This window comes from Streptomyces sp. GDS52 (assembly GCF_052246875.1).
Classification (GTDB): Bacteria; Actinomycetota; Actinomycetes; order Streptomycetales; family Streptomycetaceae; genus Streptomyces; species Streptomyces cathayae.
The window spans coordinates 6603623-6617321 of sequence record NZ_CM125966.1; the positions used below are offsets into that span (position 1 = coordinate 6603623).

At 73.2% G+C, this 13699-nt stretch carries 12 protein-coding genes; 9 read left to right on the forward strand and 3 right to left on the reverse strand.

Features of this window, described 5'->3' with window-relative positions:
* The first annotated feature begins 54 nt into the window (after positions 1 to 54).
* The 7 genes from ACTWJ9_RS30275 (at position 55) to ACTWJ9_RS30305 (ending at position 8011) form a co-directional block, all read left to right on the forward strand.
* Positions 55 to 1509 (forward strand): aldehyde dehydrogenase, encoded by a 1455-nt coding sequence (locus ACTWJ9_RS30275; protein ID WP_443294975.1) that lies wholly within the window; start codon positions 55 to 57, stop codon positions 1507 to 1509.
* Positions 1510 to 1579: 70 nt separating this feature from the next.
* Entirely contained in the window at positions 1580 to 2383 is an 804-nt protein-coding gene (locus ACTWJ9_RS30280) for a crotonase/enoyl-CoA hydratase family protein (protein ID WP_279337464.1), read from the forward strand.
* Between the two features lie 96 nt (positions 2384 to 2479).
* Positions 2480 to 3673 (forward strand): thiolase family protein, encoded by a 1194-nt coding sequence (locus ACTWJ9_RS30285; protein ID WP_279337465.1) that lies wholly within the window; start codon positions 2480 to 2482, stop codon positions 3671 to 3673.
* Positions 3674 to 3715: 42 nt separating this feature from the next.
* Positions 3716 to 4477 (forward strand): 3-hydroxyacyl-CoA dehydrogenase, encoded by a 762-nt coding sequence (locus ACTWJ9_RS30290; RefSeq protein ID WP_016828289.1) that lies wholly within the window; start codon positions 3716 to 3718, stop codon positions 4475 to 4477.
* A 115-nt stretch (positions 4478 to 4592) separates the two neighbouring features.
* Positions 4593 to 5645, forward strand: a complete 1053-nt coding sequence (locus ACTWJ9_RS30295) for an LLM class F420-dependent oxidoreductase (RefSeq protein ID WP_387040807.1) — start codon at positions 4593 to 4595, stop codon at positions 5643 to 5645.
* Positions 5646 to 5712: 67 nt separating this feature from the next.
* The gene (locus tag ACTWJ9_RS30300) at positions 5713 to 6819 is read left to right on the forward strand and encodes a CaiB/BaiF CoA transferase family protein (RefSeq protein WP_443294977.1); all 1107 of its coding nucleotides are present in this window, start codon (positions 5713 to 5715) and stop codon (positions 6817 to 6819) included.
* A gap of 37 nt (positions 6820 to 6856) precedes the next feature.
* Positions 6857 to 8011 carry an acyl-CoA dehydrogenase family protein gene (locus ACTWJ9_RS30305; protein ID WP_202279027.1) on the forward strand — a complete coding sequence of 385 codons (1155 nt, stop codon included), beginning with the start codon at positions 6857 to 6859 and terminating at the stop codon, positions 8009 to 8011.
* Positions 8012 to 8270: 259 nt separating this feature from the next.
* On the opposite strand, the gene ACTWJ9_RS30310 is transcribed toward ACTWJ9_RS30305, so the two are convergent.
* The 3 genes from ACTWJ9_RS30310 to ACTWJ9_RS30320 form a co-directional block, all read right to left on the reverse strand.
* A complete protein-coding gene (locus ACTWJ9_RS30310) occupies positions 8271 to 9776 on the reverse strand; it encodes an acetyl-CoA acetyltransferase (protein WP_279337469.1) in 1506 nt (501 codons plus the stop codon).
* Complete coding sequence (locus ACTWJ9_RS30315) at positions 9773 to 10810, reverse strand: LLM class F420-dependent oxidoreductase (RefSeq protein WP_279337471.1); 1038 nt, start codon at positions 10808 to 10810, stop codon at positions 9773 to 9775. Before ACTWJ9_RS30315 ends, ACTWJ9_RS30310 begins: the two co-directional genes overlap by 4 nt.
* 75 nt (positions 10811 to 10885) lie before the next feature.
* A complete protein-coding gene (locus ACTWJ9_RS30320) occupies positions 10886 to 11698 on the reverse strand; it encodes an enoyl-CoA hydratase/isomerase family protein (protein ID WP_279337473.1) in 813 nt (270 codons plus the stop codon).
* A 384-nt stretch (positions 11699 to 12082) separates the two neighbouring features.
* Here ACTWJ9_RS30320 and ACTWJ9_RS30325 point away from each other — a divergent pair, with 384 nt between their 5' ends.
* The gene (locus ACTWJ9_RS30325; RefSeq protein ID WP_016828296.1) at positions 12083 to 12520 is read left to right on the forward strand and encodes a Zn-ribbon domain-containing OB-fold protein; all 438 of its coding nucleotides are present in this window, start codon (positions 12083 to 12085) and stop codon (positions 12518 to 12520) included.
* Positions 12517 to 13683 (forward strand): thiolase C-terminal domain-containing protein, encoded by a 1167-nt coding sequence (locus ACTWJ9_RS30330; protein ID WP_279337474.1) that lies wholly within the window; start codon positions 12517 to 12519, stop codon positions 13681 to 13683. The genes ACTWJ9_RS30325 and ACTWJ9_RS30330 overlap by 4 nt, the downstream gene beginning before the upstream one ends.
* The last annotated feature ends 16 nt before the right edge of the window (positions 13684 to 13699 follow it).

Genomic DNA, 13699 nt, shown 5'->3' on the forward strand with positions numbered 1-13699 from the left:
GCACGTCCCGGCGGAACGGCCCACCCAGCGAGGCGGAAGAAACGAGGGAACTCCATGGAACTGGACCGACGGCAACTCTTCATCGGCGGACGGTGGACCGAGCCGGCCGACGCGAGCGGCCAGGACGTCATCGAGGCCGCCACCGGCAAGGTGCTCGGCCGGACCGCGATGGCCTCCGCCGCGGACGTGGACGCCGCCGTGGCGGCCGCCCGCACCGCGCTCGCCGGCCCCTGGGGGAGCATGCCCGCCCAGGAGCGGGCGGACCTGCTGGACCGCTTCGCCGCCGCGCTGAAGGCCCGCGGACGCGAGATCGCCCCGCTGGTCAGCCGCGAGAACGGGATGCCCCTGTCGCTCTCGATCCCGGTCAACGGGTTCAGCGCCTCGATGACCGTCGCCTACTACGCGCGACTGCTGCGCGAACTGCCCGAGACGGACGTGCGGCCGAGCCTCATCGGAGAGACCGTCGTGCGCCGCGAGCCGGTGGGCGTCGTCGGCGCCATCACGCCCTGGAACTACCCGCAGTCACTGGCCGCCATGAAGATCGGACCCGCGCTGGCGGCCGGCTGCACGGTGGTCCTCAAGCCGGCCCCCGAGACCGCGCTGGACGCCTTCTACTTCGCCGACGCCGCACAGGAGGCCGGACTCCCGCCCGGCGTCCTGAACGTCCTGCCGGGCGGCCGCGAGGCCGGGGAACAGCTCGTCTCCCACCCGGGCGTCGACAAGATCGCCTTCACCGGCTCCACGGCGGCGGGCCGAGCCATCGGCGAACAGTGCGGACGACTGCTGCGCCCGGTCACCCTCGAACTGGGCGGCAAGTCCGCCGCGATCCTCGCCGAGGACGCCGACCTGGCCGCCTTCACCGCCGCACTGCTGGACGTCAGCCTCACCAACAACGGCCAGACCTGCCACGCCAGCACCCGCATCCTGGCCCCCGCCGCCCGCTACGAGGAGATCGTCGACGCGGTCACCGACACCGTCCGCGCCCTGCGCGTCGGCGACCCGCTCGACAGGGCGACCGAGGTCGGCCCGCTCGTCAGCGCCGCCCAGCGGGACCGCGTGCGCGGCTACGTCGACCTCGGCGTGCGCGAGGGCGCCCGACTCACCACCGGCGGCTCGGCACCCGTCGACGGCCTGACGGACGGCTGGTTCGTACGGCCCACCGTCCTGGCCGACGTGGACAACGACTGGCGGGTGGCGCGCGAGGAGATCTTCGGCCCCGTGCTGTGCGTGATCCGCTACGAGGACGAGGACCACGCCGTCGCCCTCGCCAACGACTCCGACTACGGACTCGGCGGCACGGTCTGGACGGCCGACCTGGACCACGGCATGGACCTCGCGGCCCGCATCCGCACCGGCACCATCGGCGTCAACCAGTACGGCGTCGACCTCCAGGCCCCCTTCGGCGGCGTGAAGGCCAGCGGCCTGGGACGCGAGATGGGACCGGAGGGGCTGGCCCCCTACCACTCCCTGAAGTCGGTCTACCGGCCCGCGCAGGCCGCGACCGCCTGAGCCCGGCGCACGGGCCGCACCGGCGACAGCCGACCGGCCCCACCCGTACACCACAGGAGACAGGACACCCATGAGCAACTCGAAGGAGACGGCCGCGGCGGCCGCGACGCTGGAGCGGCGCGGCCACGTGGGCATCATCACCCTGAACCGGCCGCAGGCCATGAACGCGGTGAACGCCGCCCTCTCCGCCGCCGTCGGCGCGGCACTGGAGGAGATCGCCGCCGACCCCGACCTGCGCGTCGGCGTGATCACGGGCGCGGGCCGGGCGTTCTGCGCGGGCGCCGACCTGAAGGAACTCGCCGCCGGACGGCCGGTGTCGGCCGAGGACCACGAGGAGTGGGGCTTCGCCGGACTGGTGCAGCACCCCATCGACAAGCCCCTGATCGCCGCCGTCAACGGATTCGCGCTCGGCGGCGGCACCGAGATCGTCCTCGCCTGCGACCTCGTGGTCGCCGCCGAGGAGGCCCGCCTGGGCCTGCCGGAGGTCAAGCGCGGCCTCATGGCGGCCGCCGGCGGCGTGTTCCGCATGCCCCGACAGGTCCCCGCCAAGGTGGCCGCCGAACTCCTCTACACCGGCGAGCCGATGACCGCCCAGACCGCCCTGGAATGGGGACTGGTCAACCGCGTCGTGCCCGGCGAGCACGTGCTGGCGAGCGCGCTGGAACTGGCCGAGTCCATCGCCGCCAACGCGCCCCTGTCCGTGCAGAGCACCAAGCGGCTCCTGCGCGAGAGCCACGCCTACGGCTCGGACCTGGACCCGCAGCTGTGGACGCTCAACAACAAGGAGATGGGCGCCCTCATGGCCAGCGAGGACGCCAAGGAAGGCCCGCGCGCCTTCGCCGAGAAGCGCGCACCCCGCTGGACCGGCCGCTGACCTACGGTCCTTGACCACCCCGGACGCCCGCACAGCGACCCCGCGGACGTCCGCACCCCACCCCCGTCCGCACCTCTCCCAGGAAAAGGAAGTCCCATGAACGACGCCGTGATCGTGGATGTGATCCGTACCCCCTCGGGCAAGGGCAAGCCCGGCGGGCAGCTGTCGGGCATCCACCCGGCCGACCTCCTCTCCCGGGTGCTGCGCGCCCTGGTGGAGCGCAACGACCTCGACCCCGCACTGATCGAGGACGTCATCGCCGGCTGCGTCTCCCAGTCGGGCCAGCAGACGATGAACATCGCCCGCAACGCGATCCTCGGCGCGGGCCTGCCCGAGTCCGTCCCCGGCACCACCATCGACCGCCAGTGCGGCTCCAGCCAGCAGGCCGCGCACTTCGCCGCGCAGGGCGTCATGTCGGGCGCCTACGACATCGCCATCGCCTGCGGCGTGGAGTCGATGAGCCGGGTGCCGATGTTCAGCAGCTCGCAGGGCCAGGACCCGGCCGGCCCCGCGGTCGCCGCCCGCTACCCCGAGGGCCTGGTCAACCAGGGCATCTCCGCGGAGCTCATCGCCGCCCGCTGGAAGCTGGACCGCGACGCCCTGGACTCCTTCTCCGCCCGCTCGCACGCCCGGGCCGCCGCCGCTACCGCCTCCGGCGCCTTCGACAGCGAGATCCTGCCGATCACCGTCACCGACGCCGACGGCACCGAGCGCACCCTGACCACCGACGAGACCGTGCGCGCCACGACCACCGTCGAGGGACTGGGCGGCCTCAAGCCCTCGTTCCGCGACGAGGCCATGGGCGCGCGCTTCCCGGAGATCGACTGGTCCATCACCCCGGGCAACTCCTCCCCGCTGACCGACGGCGCCTCCGCCGCCCTGATCATGAGCGCGGCCAAGGCCGAGGCGCTGGGGCTGCGTCCCCGGGCCCGCTTCCACTCCTTCTCGGTGACCGGCTCCGACCCGCTGCTCATGCTCACCGGCGTCATCCCCGCCACCGAGAAGGTCCTGGCCCGCGCCGGCCTCGGCATCGACGACATCGACGCCTACGAGGTCAACGAGGCGTTCGCCCCGGTCCCCATGGTCTGGCAGCAGGAACTGGGCGCCGACCCCGAGCGCCTGAACCCGCGCGGCGGCGCCATCGCCCTGGGCCACCCGCTGGGCGGCTCCGGCACCCGCCTGCTGACCACCCTGCTCAACCACCTCGAGGCCACCGGCGGCCGCTACGGCCTGCAGACCATGTGCGAGGGCGGCGGCATGGCCAACGCCACCGTCATCGAGCGCCTCTGACCCTCCCCCTTTCACCCACCTCGTAAGAAGAAGGGAACAGCCGTGGACATCAACGGCAGCGTCGCCCTGGTCACCGGCGGAGCCTCGGGCCTGGGCCTGGCCACCGTCGAGAAGCTGGTCGCCTCCGGAGCCAAGGTCGTCATCGTCGACCTGCCCTCCTCGCCCGGCAAGGAAGTCGCGGAAAGGCTCGGCGACGGCGTCGCCTTCGCCCCCGCCGACGTCACCAGCGAGCAGGACATCACCGCCGCGCTGGACGTCGCCCAGGAACTGGGCACCCTGCGGGTGGCCGTCAACTGCGCCGGCATCGGCAACGCGATCAGGACCGTCGGCAAGCAGGGGGCCTTCCCGCTGGCCGACTTCACCAAGGTCCTCCAGGTCAACCTGATCGGCACGTTCAACGTGATCCGCCTGGCCGCCGAGCGCATCAGCCGCGCCGAGGAGATCGACGGCGAGCGCGGCGTCATCGTCAACACCGCCTCCGTCGCCGCCTTCGACGGCCAGATCGGCCAGGCCGCCTACTCCGCCTCCAAGGGCGGCGTCGTCGGGCTCACCCTGCCCGTCGCCCGCGACCTCGCCTCGCTGAAGATCCGCGTGGTCACCATCGCGCCCGGCCTGTTCGAGACGCCGATCCTGTCCGGACTGAGCGACGACGCCAAGGCCTCGCTCGGCGCGCAGATCCCGCACCCCGCCCGCCTCGGCAACCCCGTCGAGTACGCGGCGCTGGCCGCGCACATCGTGGAGAACCCGATGCTCAACGGCGAGACCATCCGCCTGGACGGCGCCATCCGGATGGGTCCGCGCTGACCTCCCGTCCCCCTGGCGTCCACGGCTCCGCACCTGCGTCGCGGACCCGTGGACGCCGTCCCCGCCCGGCACCGCCGGTGCACCCACCCGGCTCCCCACGGAAGGGAACCCCGTCATGCGCATCGGCATGAAACTGGACTACAGCGGCGGCTTCGTCGAGGCCGTCGAGGAACTGCGCGACCTGGAGCGCGTGGGGCTGGACGTCGTCTACGTCGCGGAGGCGTACAGCTTCGACGCCGTCAGCCAGCTCGGCTACATCGCCGCCAAGACCGAACGGCTGCGGATCGCCTCCGGCATCCTGCCGATCTACTCCCGCACCCCCACGCTGATGGCCATGACGGCCGCCGGACTCGACTACGTCTCCGGCGGGCGCTTCACCCTCGGCCTGGGCGCCTCCGGCCCGCAGGTCATCGAGGGCTTCCACGGCCTGCCCTACCAGGCGCCGCTCGGCCGCACCCGCGAACTGGTCGAGATCTGCCGCAAGGTCTGGCGCCGCGAGGCCGTCGTCCACGAGGGCAAGCACTACCGCATCCCGCTGCCCGCGGAGCAGGGCACCGGTCTCGGCAAGCCGCTCAAGCTGATCAACCACCCGCTGCGCGCCCGCATCCCGGTGCTGCTCGCCGCCATCGGCCCCAAGAACGTGTCGCTGGCCGCCGAGATCGCCGAGGAGTGGGAGCCGATCTTCTTCCACCCCGGCAAGGCGGCCGAGGTCTTCGGCCCCGCGCTGGACGAGGGCCGGGCCCGACGCGACCCGGAACTGGGCGAGTTGGGGATCAGCATCGGAGTCCCCGCCGCCGTCGGCACCGGCACCGAACAGGCGCTGCACGCGGTCCGCGCCCAACTCGCTCTCTACATCGGCGGGATGGGTGCCAAGGGCAAGAACTTCTACAACGACCTGGCCTGCCGCTACGGCTACGAGGAGGAGGCCGGGCGTACCCAGGACCTCTACCTGGCCGGGCGCAAGGAGGAGGCAGCCGCGGTGCTGCCCGAGGAACTGGTGCGCGCCCTGTGCCTGGTGGGCACGGAGGACGAGGTCGCCGAGCGGCTCGCCGCCTACGCCGCGGCCGGCGTCACCACCCTGTCCCTGCAGCCGGTGGGCCCCGACGCGGGCGACCGGGCCGCGCGCATCGCGCTCGTCGAGAGGGTCGCCGCACTCGCCGCCGGCTGACCGGCTCCCCCCCCCCGCACGTAACGTCGACAAACCCGCCCCGCACGCCGCGGGGCTCGAGGAGGACATGATGCCCGGACCTTTGGACGGCCTGCGGGTGGTGGAGTTGGGGGGTCTCGGGCCGGGTCCGCACGCGGCGATGCTGCTCGCGGACCTGGGTGCGGACGTGGTGCGGGTGGAGCGCCCGCGCGGGGGTCTGCGCACGGTGCCCGAGGGCGCGGCGGACTGGCTGCTGCGGGGCAGGCGTTCGGTGGCGGCCGACCTGAAGGACCCGGCGGGTCTGGAGGTGGTGCGGGCGCTGGTGGAGCGGGCCGACGTGCTGGTGGAGTGTTTCCGCCCGCAGGTGGCCGAGCGTCTCGGGATCGGGCCGGAGGCGTTCGTGGAGCGCAATCCCGGTCTGATCTACGCCCGGATGACCGGGTGGGGGCAGGACGGGCCGTGGGCGCAGCGGGCCGGGCACGACATCAACTACCTGTCGGTGACCGGTGTCCTGCACGCCATCGGCACCTCCGGCGCCCGCCCCACCGTCCCCCTCAACCTGTTGGGCGACTTCGGTGGCGGTTCCCTCTACCTGGTGATGGGCATCCTGGCGGCCCTGCACGAGCGGCACCGTTCGGGCACCGGCCAGGTCGTGGACGCCGCGATCGTGGACGGCACCACCTCGCTGGCCCAGATGATCTGGGCGTTCCGCGGCACCGGCGTGTGGGACGACACCCCCGCCCACAACCTCCTCGACTCCGGCGCCCCCTTCTACGACACCTACGCCTGCGCCGACGGCCGGCACGTCGCCGTCGGCGCCCTGGAACCCCAGTTCTACGCCCGTCTGCTGCAAGGGCTGGGCCTGGAGGCGGCCGATTTGCCCGATCCCCAGGACCGGGCGGGCTGGCCCCGACTGCGCGAGACGTTCACCCGTGTCTTCGCCACCCGCACGCGCGACCAGTGGGCCGAGGCCTTCGCCGACACCGACGCCTGCGTCACCCCCGTGCTGACCTTCGCCGAAGCCACCACCCACCCCCACCTCACCGCCCGCACCACCCACATCACCCCCGACGGCATCCCCCAGGCCGCCCCCGCACCCCGCTTCTCCCGCACCACCCCCACCCCACCCACCACCCCACCCACCCCCGGCGCCGACACCCACGCCGTACTCACCGACTGGGGCATCACCCCATGACGCCGGACGCACCCGCACCACGCCCCGAGGAGCCACGATGAGACGAGGCCTGTACACCGCCGACCACGAGGAGTTCCGCGAGGTCGTCGCCGAGTTCGTCCGAAGGGAGGTCGCCCCGAACCTGGAGCGCTGGGACGAGCAGCGTCTCATCGACCGGGACGTCTGGCTCGCCGCGGGCGAACAGGGCCTGCTCGGCCTCGCCGCACCCGAGGAGCACGGCGGGGCCGCCCTGAGCGACTACCGCTACCGCAACGTCGTCCAGGAGGAACTGGCCAAGGTCTTCGCCTCCTCGCTGGCGTCCGGCTTCTCCCTCCAGGACGACATCGCCATCCCGTACCTCACCTCGCTCGGCACCGAGGAGCAGAAGAAGCGCTGGCTGCCCGGGATGGCCGCCGGCAAGCTCATCGGCGCCATCGCGATGACCGAGCCGGGCACCGGCAGCGACCTGCGCGGCATCAAGACCTCCGGCACCCGCGTGGACGGCGGCTGGCTGGTCAACGGCAGCAAGACCTTCATCACCAACGGCATCCAGTCCGACGTGGTCATCGTCGTGGTGCGCACCGACCCGGAGGGCGGCTCGCAGGGCTTCAGCCTGCTGGTGGTCGAGCGCGACATGCCCGGCTTCACCCGCGGCCGCAAGCTCGCCAAGGTCGGCCTGCACGCACAGGACACCGCCGAGCTGTTCTTCGACGACGTGTTCGTCCCGGACTCCCACGTGCTGGGCACCGTCGGCGGCGGCTTCGGCCAGCTGGTCTCGCACCTGCCGCTGGAGCGCCTGTCGATCGCCGCGCACGCCCTCGCGCTCGCCGACGCGGTCCTCGCCGACACCATCGAATACACCCAGCAGCGCGTCGCCTTCGGACAGCCCATCGCGGACTTCCAGAACACCCGCTTCGAACTGGCCGAGCTGAGCACCGAACTCGACGTCACCCGGGCCTTCGTGGACCGGGCCGTTCTGGCCCACGGCGAGGACGACCTCACCGTGGTCGACGCCGCCAAGGCCAAGTGGTGGGCCACCGAGGTGCAGAACCGGGTCGTCGACCGCTGTCTGCAACTGCACGGCGGCTACGGCTACATGCTGGAGTACCCGGTGGCGCGCGCCTTCCAGGACTCCCGTATCCAGAAGATCTTCGGTGGGACCAACGAGATCATGAAGCAGATCATCGGTCGGGACCTCATCGGCCGCAAGTGACCCGCCCGAGCCCCTCGGTGCCCGCGCCACGCCCCTCGGGCGGCGCGGGCACCGGTGCGTGACGACGGCGTGCGACGACGACGCGTCCTGTCCCGGTGCGGGGTCGGTTCCGCACCGGTGCGTGACGTCGTCGCACACGTACGACCGGGCCCTCGCGCACGCGCGACCGCGGGAACGGACGACGCCCCGGTCGGTTCCGCCCTCTCCTCTTGCCTTGGAGGGTGCGGAACCGACCGGGGCGTCCTGCACGCGGACCGGTTCAGGGACCGGCTGCGTCCTCGGCGTCCGCCAGCCGGGCGGTGCCGTCCAGGGCCACCCGCACCGGGACGCCGGCCAGCTCCCGTCCGGTCATCTCGGCCAGGTCGTCCGCCTCCTGGCACACCGCCAGGGTCCGTCCGCCCTGCGGGGTGCGCACGCTCAGGAACGCCCGCTCGGGGCGGCCCTCCCGGTCGTGGAGCACCGTCCACGCCTCCAGCGCACCGGTGCCCTCCCACTGCACCAGCGCCCGGGTGCGCGGCTCGCGGTCCACCTCCGCCTGCACGTTCTGCGCCCGGAAACCGGCCTGCGGCGGCCGCGTCCCGTACACGCCCATCGCGTGCTTGGTCAGGTAGCCGCCGTTCGCGGTCACCAGTCCCACCGCCCCCGGCGCGTCCCGCAGCCGGGCGGCCATGGCGGCGATGGAGTGGCTGACGTAGTTGTTCCAGGGGCCGCCCGCGAAGGTCAGCCCCCCGGTCACGGTCAGCGGACGGGAGGCGTCGTCCAGCGCCAGCCCCAGTTCCCGGGCCGCGATCTGCACCGCGGAGGGGAAACACGAGTAGACGTCGACCAGATCCACGGAACCGGCGTCCGTGCCCGCCAGTTCCAGCGCCCGTCGCCCGGAGATCCGGATCGCCGGGGAGCGGTGCAGCTCCCCGCGCGCGCCCAGTTCGAGGGTGTCGTTCGCCTCCGCGCCGGACTGCGGGAAGATCCAGCGGTCGGACGGCACCCCGTGACGGCGGGCGGCCTCCACGGAGCACAGCAGCAGCGCCGCCCCCTGCTCCACCATGTTGTTGGAGTTCATCAGCTTCGGATAGGGCCAGGCGATCCAACGGTTGTCCGGCGAGGGCGTCAGGATCTCCTCCGCCGTGTGCGCCCGCCGGATCCAGGCGTGCGGGTTGTCCGCGGCCACCCGGCTGAAGTCCGCCCACAGCCGTGCGCCGACCCGCAGTTGCTCCTCGACGGTGCGGCCCGCGTCGATCCGGTGCGCCTGCTCGAACAGCGGGTACACCCAGGACGGCGGCTCCAGCCCGATCCGCTTCTCGCCCTGGCCCAGCAGCGGACCGGAGCCGCCCAGCAGCGGTGCGGCCGGCACCGTCTCGTCCTGCACGGTCCAGGCGGGGCGCTCGCCCCGGGCCCGCAGCCGCATCCGGGTCCGCCACGTCTCCGCCCCGCCGATCAGCACGACGTCGGCGCGTCCGGCGGCGATGTCCGACGCGGCACCGTTCAGCAGCGCCTGCGGGTTGTTGCCGCCGTCGGCGGTGTACGCGGTGTCCCGGGGGGAGGCACCGACCCGCTCCGCGAGCAGGGCGCCGGGGTCGCGGTAGCGCCAGGACAGCATGCGCACCAGGCGGACGGCGTCCAGCGACTTCAGCAGCGAGGTGCCGCCCGAGTCGCGCTCGGCCTCGCGGGCCGCCGCGGCCAGCAGGCCGACCGGTTCGAGGGCGTCGTCCCGCTGGTTGAGCTGCCCGGTGCCGACCAGGACGGGGGTACGGGGGTCGAGGTTCATCCGCGCACCGCCTCCAGGATGCGCCCGCGCGCCTCTGACCGGGGCCAGCCGGCAAGGATCATCGTGGTGACACAGGTGGGACGCCACGCGCGGGCGATCTCCTCGCAGATCTTGTCGACCGGTCCCACCAGTGCCACGTCCTCCACCATCGCCGTCGGTACGGCCTCCACCGCTGCCTCCTTGCGTCCCGCCAGATACAGGCCCTGAATCTCCGCGCACACCTCGCCCCAGCCCATCCGGGCGAAGACCTCGGTGTGGAAGTTGGCGTCCTTGGCGCCCATCCCGCCCGCGTACAGCGCGATCATCGGTTTGATCCTCCTCGCCGCGACCTCGACGTCGTCGTGCTCGACGATCGGGCAGACCGCGGCGACCTCGAAGTCCTCCGGTCCGCGCCGGGCACCGGGGCGGGTGAACCCCTCGTGCAACGCGTCCCGGTAGAACGCGTCGCTCCGGGGCGAGAACCACAGCGGGATCCAGCCGTCGGCGATCTCCGCCGCCAGCGCCACGTTCTTGGGACCCTCCGCTCCCAGCAGCACCGGGATGTCGGGCCGCAGCGGGTGGACCGTGGACCGCAGCGGCTTACCCAGCCCGGTGCCGCCCGGATGCGGCAGCCGGTAGTGGCGGCCCTCGTAGGTCACGGGCTCACGGCGCTCCCAGACGCTGCGCAGGATCTCCACGTACTCCCGGGTGCGCTCCAACGGCCGCGGGTAGGGCTGCCCGTACCAGCCCTCGACGACCTGGGGTCCGGAGGCGCCCAGGCCGAGCATCACCCGGCCCCCGCTGAGGTGGTCCAGGGTCAGTGCCGCCATCGCCGTCGCGGTCGGGGTGCGGGCCGAGATCTGGGCCACCGAGGTGCCCAGCCGGATCCGCGAGGTCCGCGCCCCCCACCAGGCCAGGGGGGTGAAGGCGTCGGAGCCGTAGGCCTCGGCGGTCCAGAAGCTGTCCACGCCCAGCGCCTCGGCCTCGTGCAGGCGCTGCTCGACCTTCGCCGGTGGGCCGGAGCCCCAGTAGCCGGCCTGGAATCCGACCTTCATGCGCGTGCCTCCGCGGTGTGTGGGAGCGACCGGGGGCGGCCGGCGCGCTCCGTGTCGGGTGCGTCCACGAGGGCCTCAGCGGTTGCGGTAGACGGGCGGGCGCTTCTCCAGGAACGCCTCGACCGCCTCCTGGTGGTCCTTGGTCATCGTGCTCAGGATCTGGGTGCGGTTCTCCAGCTGGACGGCCGAACGGAAGCTCGGGTTCTCCAGGTTGGCCCACAGCACGCTCTTGGTCATCCACACCCCGAACGGGCTGTTCTCGGCGATCGCCGACGCCCGGTCCAGCGCCGCCTCCAGCAGTTCCCCGTCCGGGACCACGGTCGACACCAGGCCGATGCGCTCGGCCTCGGCGGCGTCCAGGGTGCCGCCGGTGAGCAGCAGTTCGGAGGCGCGCGAGAAACCGATCAGACGCGGCAGCAGCCAGCTGACCCCGATGTCGCCGCCGCCCAGGCCGCGCTTGATGAACGAGGCGTGGAAGGCGGCCGAGGAGGCCATCACCCGGATGTCGCAGAACAGCGACAGGGCCATGCCGCCTCCGGCCGCGGCCCCGTTGACGGCGGCGATGATCGGCGCGCGCACCCGGCGGAAGGCCTCGCCCAGGTCGACGATGTGCTCCTGCACCCGCAGACCGGCCTGCGGGCGTCCCTCGTCCGGCACCGCGCCGGGCGCGTCGCCGTAGCCGCGGAAGTCGAAGCCGGCGCAGAACGCCCGGCCCGCCCCGGTGAGCACCACGGCCCGCACCCGCGAGTCGTCCCGGACGCGGTCGAGGACCTCGTGCAACCCCTGGATGAGCTCGGAGGTCATGGCGTTGAGTTTGTCCGGCCGGTTCAGCCGCACGAGCAGGATGCCCGGACGGGGCTCCTCCGTCTCGATCACTGTGCTGGTCATCGGTGCTCCTTGTCCCGTCACGATGAGATCGGCCCGGCCCGGCCGAGGCTGCCGCGGTGGTCGGCACGGCGGCGGGAAGGGCCGTCGAATTAACCTAATAGCATAAGATTCAACAGGCAAGGGTTGCGCTGGTGTCGCGGTTCAGTGCATGCGCTTGTCGTGGATAACCAGAAGGCTTTAGGTTGGTGTGGGGGAGTGGGCCGCCGAGGACCACCGGACCCGCCGACGACCACCCCGGACCGGACCGGCGCCGCCCCGTGGGCGCGGGCCCGCCGGTTCGGACCCGCACCGCGCCCGGCCCGGCCGCGGGGGCCCGACGGCCCCCGCGCGACCGCCCGACATCGAGGACCCGCCCCACCGCACGACGGAGGAAGGCCGACACCCGTGAAACTCTCCGAGGCACCCACCGCCGGACCGATCACCCCGGACCCCGACGGCCCCGACCGCCCCTACTGGGACGGACTGCGCCGGGGCGAACTGCGCATCCCCCGCTGCCGGGACTGCGGCCGCCACGTCTGGGCCCCGCAACGCATCTGCCCCGGCTGCCGAGGCGCCGCGTTCGACTGGCCGGTCGTCGCCCCGACCGCCACCGTCTTCTCCTGGACCCGCACCTGGCACCCCTTCCTGCCCGAACTCGCCGACCACGTCCCCTACACCGTGGTCCTGGCCCGACTCGACGAGGTCCCCTCGGTACGCCTGCTGGGCATGCTCGTCGACGACGAGAGCACCCTGCGGATCGGAGCCGCCCTGCACGGCGTGATCCAGCCCGCGGGCCCGCTCACCCATGACACCCCCGTCCTGCGCTGGAGGCTCTCGGCATGACGTTCCCACTGCGCGGCGCGACGGCCGTGGTCGGCATCGGGGAGACCCCGTACCACAAGCGCGGCAAGGCGCCGCTGGACGAGGACGGCCTGCGGTTGCAGGCCATCGTCGAGGCCTGCGAGGACGCGGGCGTGGACCCGGCCGACGTCGACGGCTTCTCCACCTACGGCCACGACGCCGACGCCACCGCGCTCGCCCCCGCACTCGGCACCCGCCGCCTGCGCTGGGCCTCCCAGGTGGCCGGCGGCGGAGGCGGCGGCCTGGGCGCCGCGCTCCTCCAGGGCGCCGCCGCCCTGGCCATGGGACAGGCCCGGTACGTGATCGTCTACCGCGCCCTGGCCCAGCAGCAGAGCGGACGACTGTCCGCCGCCGTCTCCAGCTACTTCTTCGACGAGCACTACCGCGCGCACGGACTGGTCTCGCCCGCCCAGGTCTGCGCCCTGCGCACCCAGCGCATGATCGAGCACGACGGCGTCCCGGCCGAGGCGCTGCGGGCGTTCGCCCAGGCCTGCTACGTCCACGCCGGGCGCAACCCGCTGGCCGCCGGACGGGACGTACGGCTGACCGACGAGACCTACCTGTCCTCGCGCATGATCTCCGAGCCGCTGCGGCTGTTCGACTCCTCCCGGGAGAACGACGGCGCCGGGGCCGTGCTGCTCACCACCGCCGAACGCGCCCGGGACCTGCGGCAGACCCCCGCCTACGTCCTGTCCGGGGCCCAGGGCGCGGGGGAGGACTGGGGCGAGCTGCACGAGAACGACCGTGACTACTCCTCGGCCGGCCTCGCCCCGCTGGCCGACGAGCTCTGGGCGGACGCGGGCATCCGCCCCGAACAGGTCGACGTCGCCCAGATCTACGAGAACTTCACCGGCCCCGCCGTCGCCGTCATGCTCGACCTGGGACTGGTGACCAGGGAGAACATCGGGGAGCTGCTCACCGTCGAGAGCCTCACCGCCCCCGGCGGCCGCCTCCCGGTCAACACCGCCGGCGGCAACATCGCGGGCGGGTTCGTGCACGGCATCGGTCTGGCCGCCGAGGCCGTCCGGCAACTGCGCGGCACCTCCTCCAACCAGGTCCCCGGGGCCCGCGTCTCGCTGCTCACCGGCGGCCCCGCGGCCCCCCTGGTCAGCGCCGTGGTGCTGGGCGGCGAGGACACCCTCTGATTCGTGGGGGCGGAGG

Coding starts and splice junctions, on each gene's coding strand:
- ACTWJ9_RS30275 (WP_443294975.1), top strand. CDS start 55: ATGGAACTGGACCGACGGCAACTCTTCATCGGCGGACGGTGGACCGAG.
- ACTWJ9_RS30280 (WP_279337464.1), top strand. CDS start 1,580: ATGAGCAACTCGAAGGAGACGGCCGCGGCGGCCGCGACGCTGGAGCGG.
- ACTWJ9_RS30285 (WP_279337465.1), top strand. CDS start 2,480: ATGAACGACGCCGTGATCGTGGATGTGATCCGTACCCCCTCGGGCAAG.
- ACTWJ9_RS30295 (WP_387040807.1), top strand. CDS start 4,593: ATGCGCATCGGCATGAAACTGGACTACAGCGGCGGCTTCGTCGAGGCC.
- ACTWJ9_RS30300 (WP_443294977.1), top strand. CDS start 5,713: ATGATGCCCGGACCTTTGGACGGCCTGCGGGTGGTGGAGTTGGGGGGT.
- ACTWJ9_RS30305 (WP_202279027.1), top strand. CDS start 6,857: ATGAGACGAGGCCTGTACACCGCCGACCACGAGGAGTTCCGCGAGGTC.
- ACTWJ9_RS30310 (WP_279337469.1), bottom strand. CDS start 9,776: ATGAACCTCGACCCCCGTACCCCCGTCCTGGTCGGCACCGGGCAGCTC.
- ACTWJ9_RS30315 (WP_279337471.1), bottom strand. CDS start 10,810: ATGAAGGTCGGATTCCAGGCCGGCTACTGGGGCTCCGGCCCACCGGCG.
- ACTWJ9_RS30320 (WP_279337473.1), bottom strand. CDS start 11,698: ATGACCAGCACAGTGATCGAGACGGAGGAGCCCCGTCCGGGCATCCTG.
- ACTWJ9_RS30330 (WP_279337474.1), top strand. CDS start 12,517: ATGACGTTCCCACTGCGCGGCGCGACGGCCGTGGTCGGCATCGGGGAG.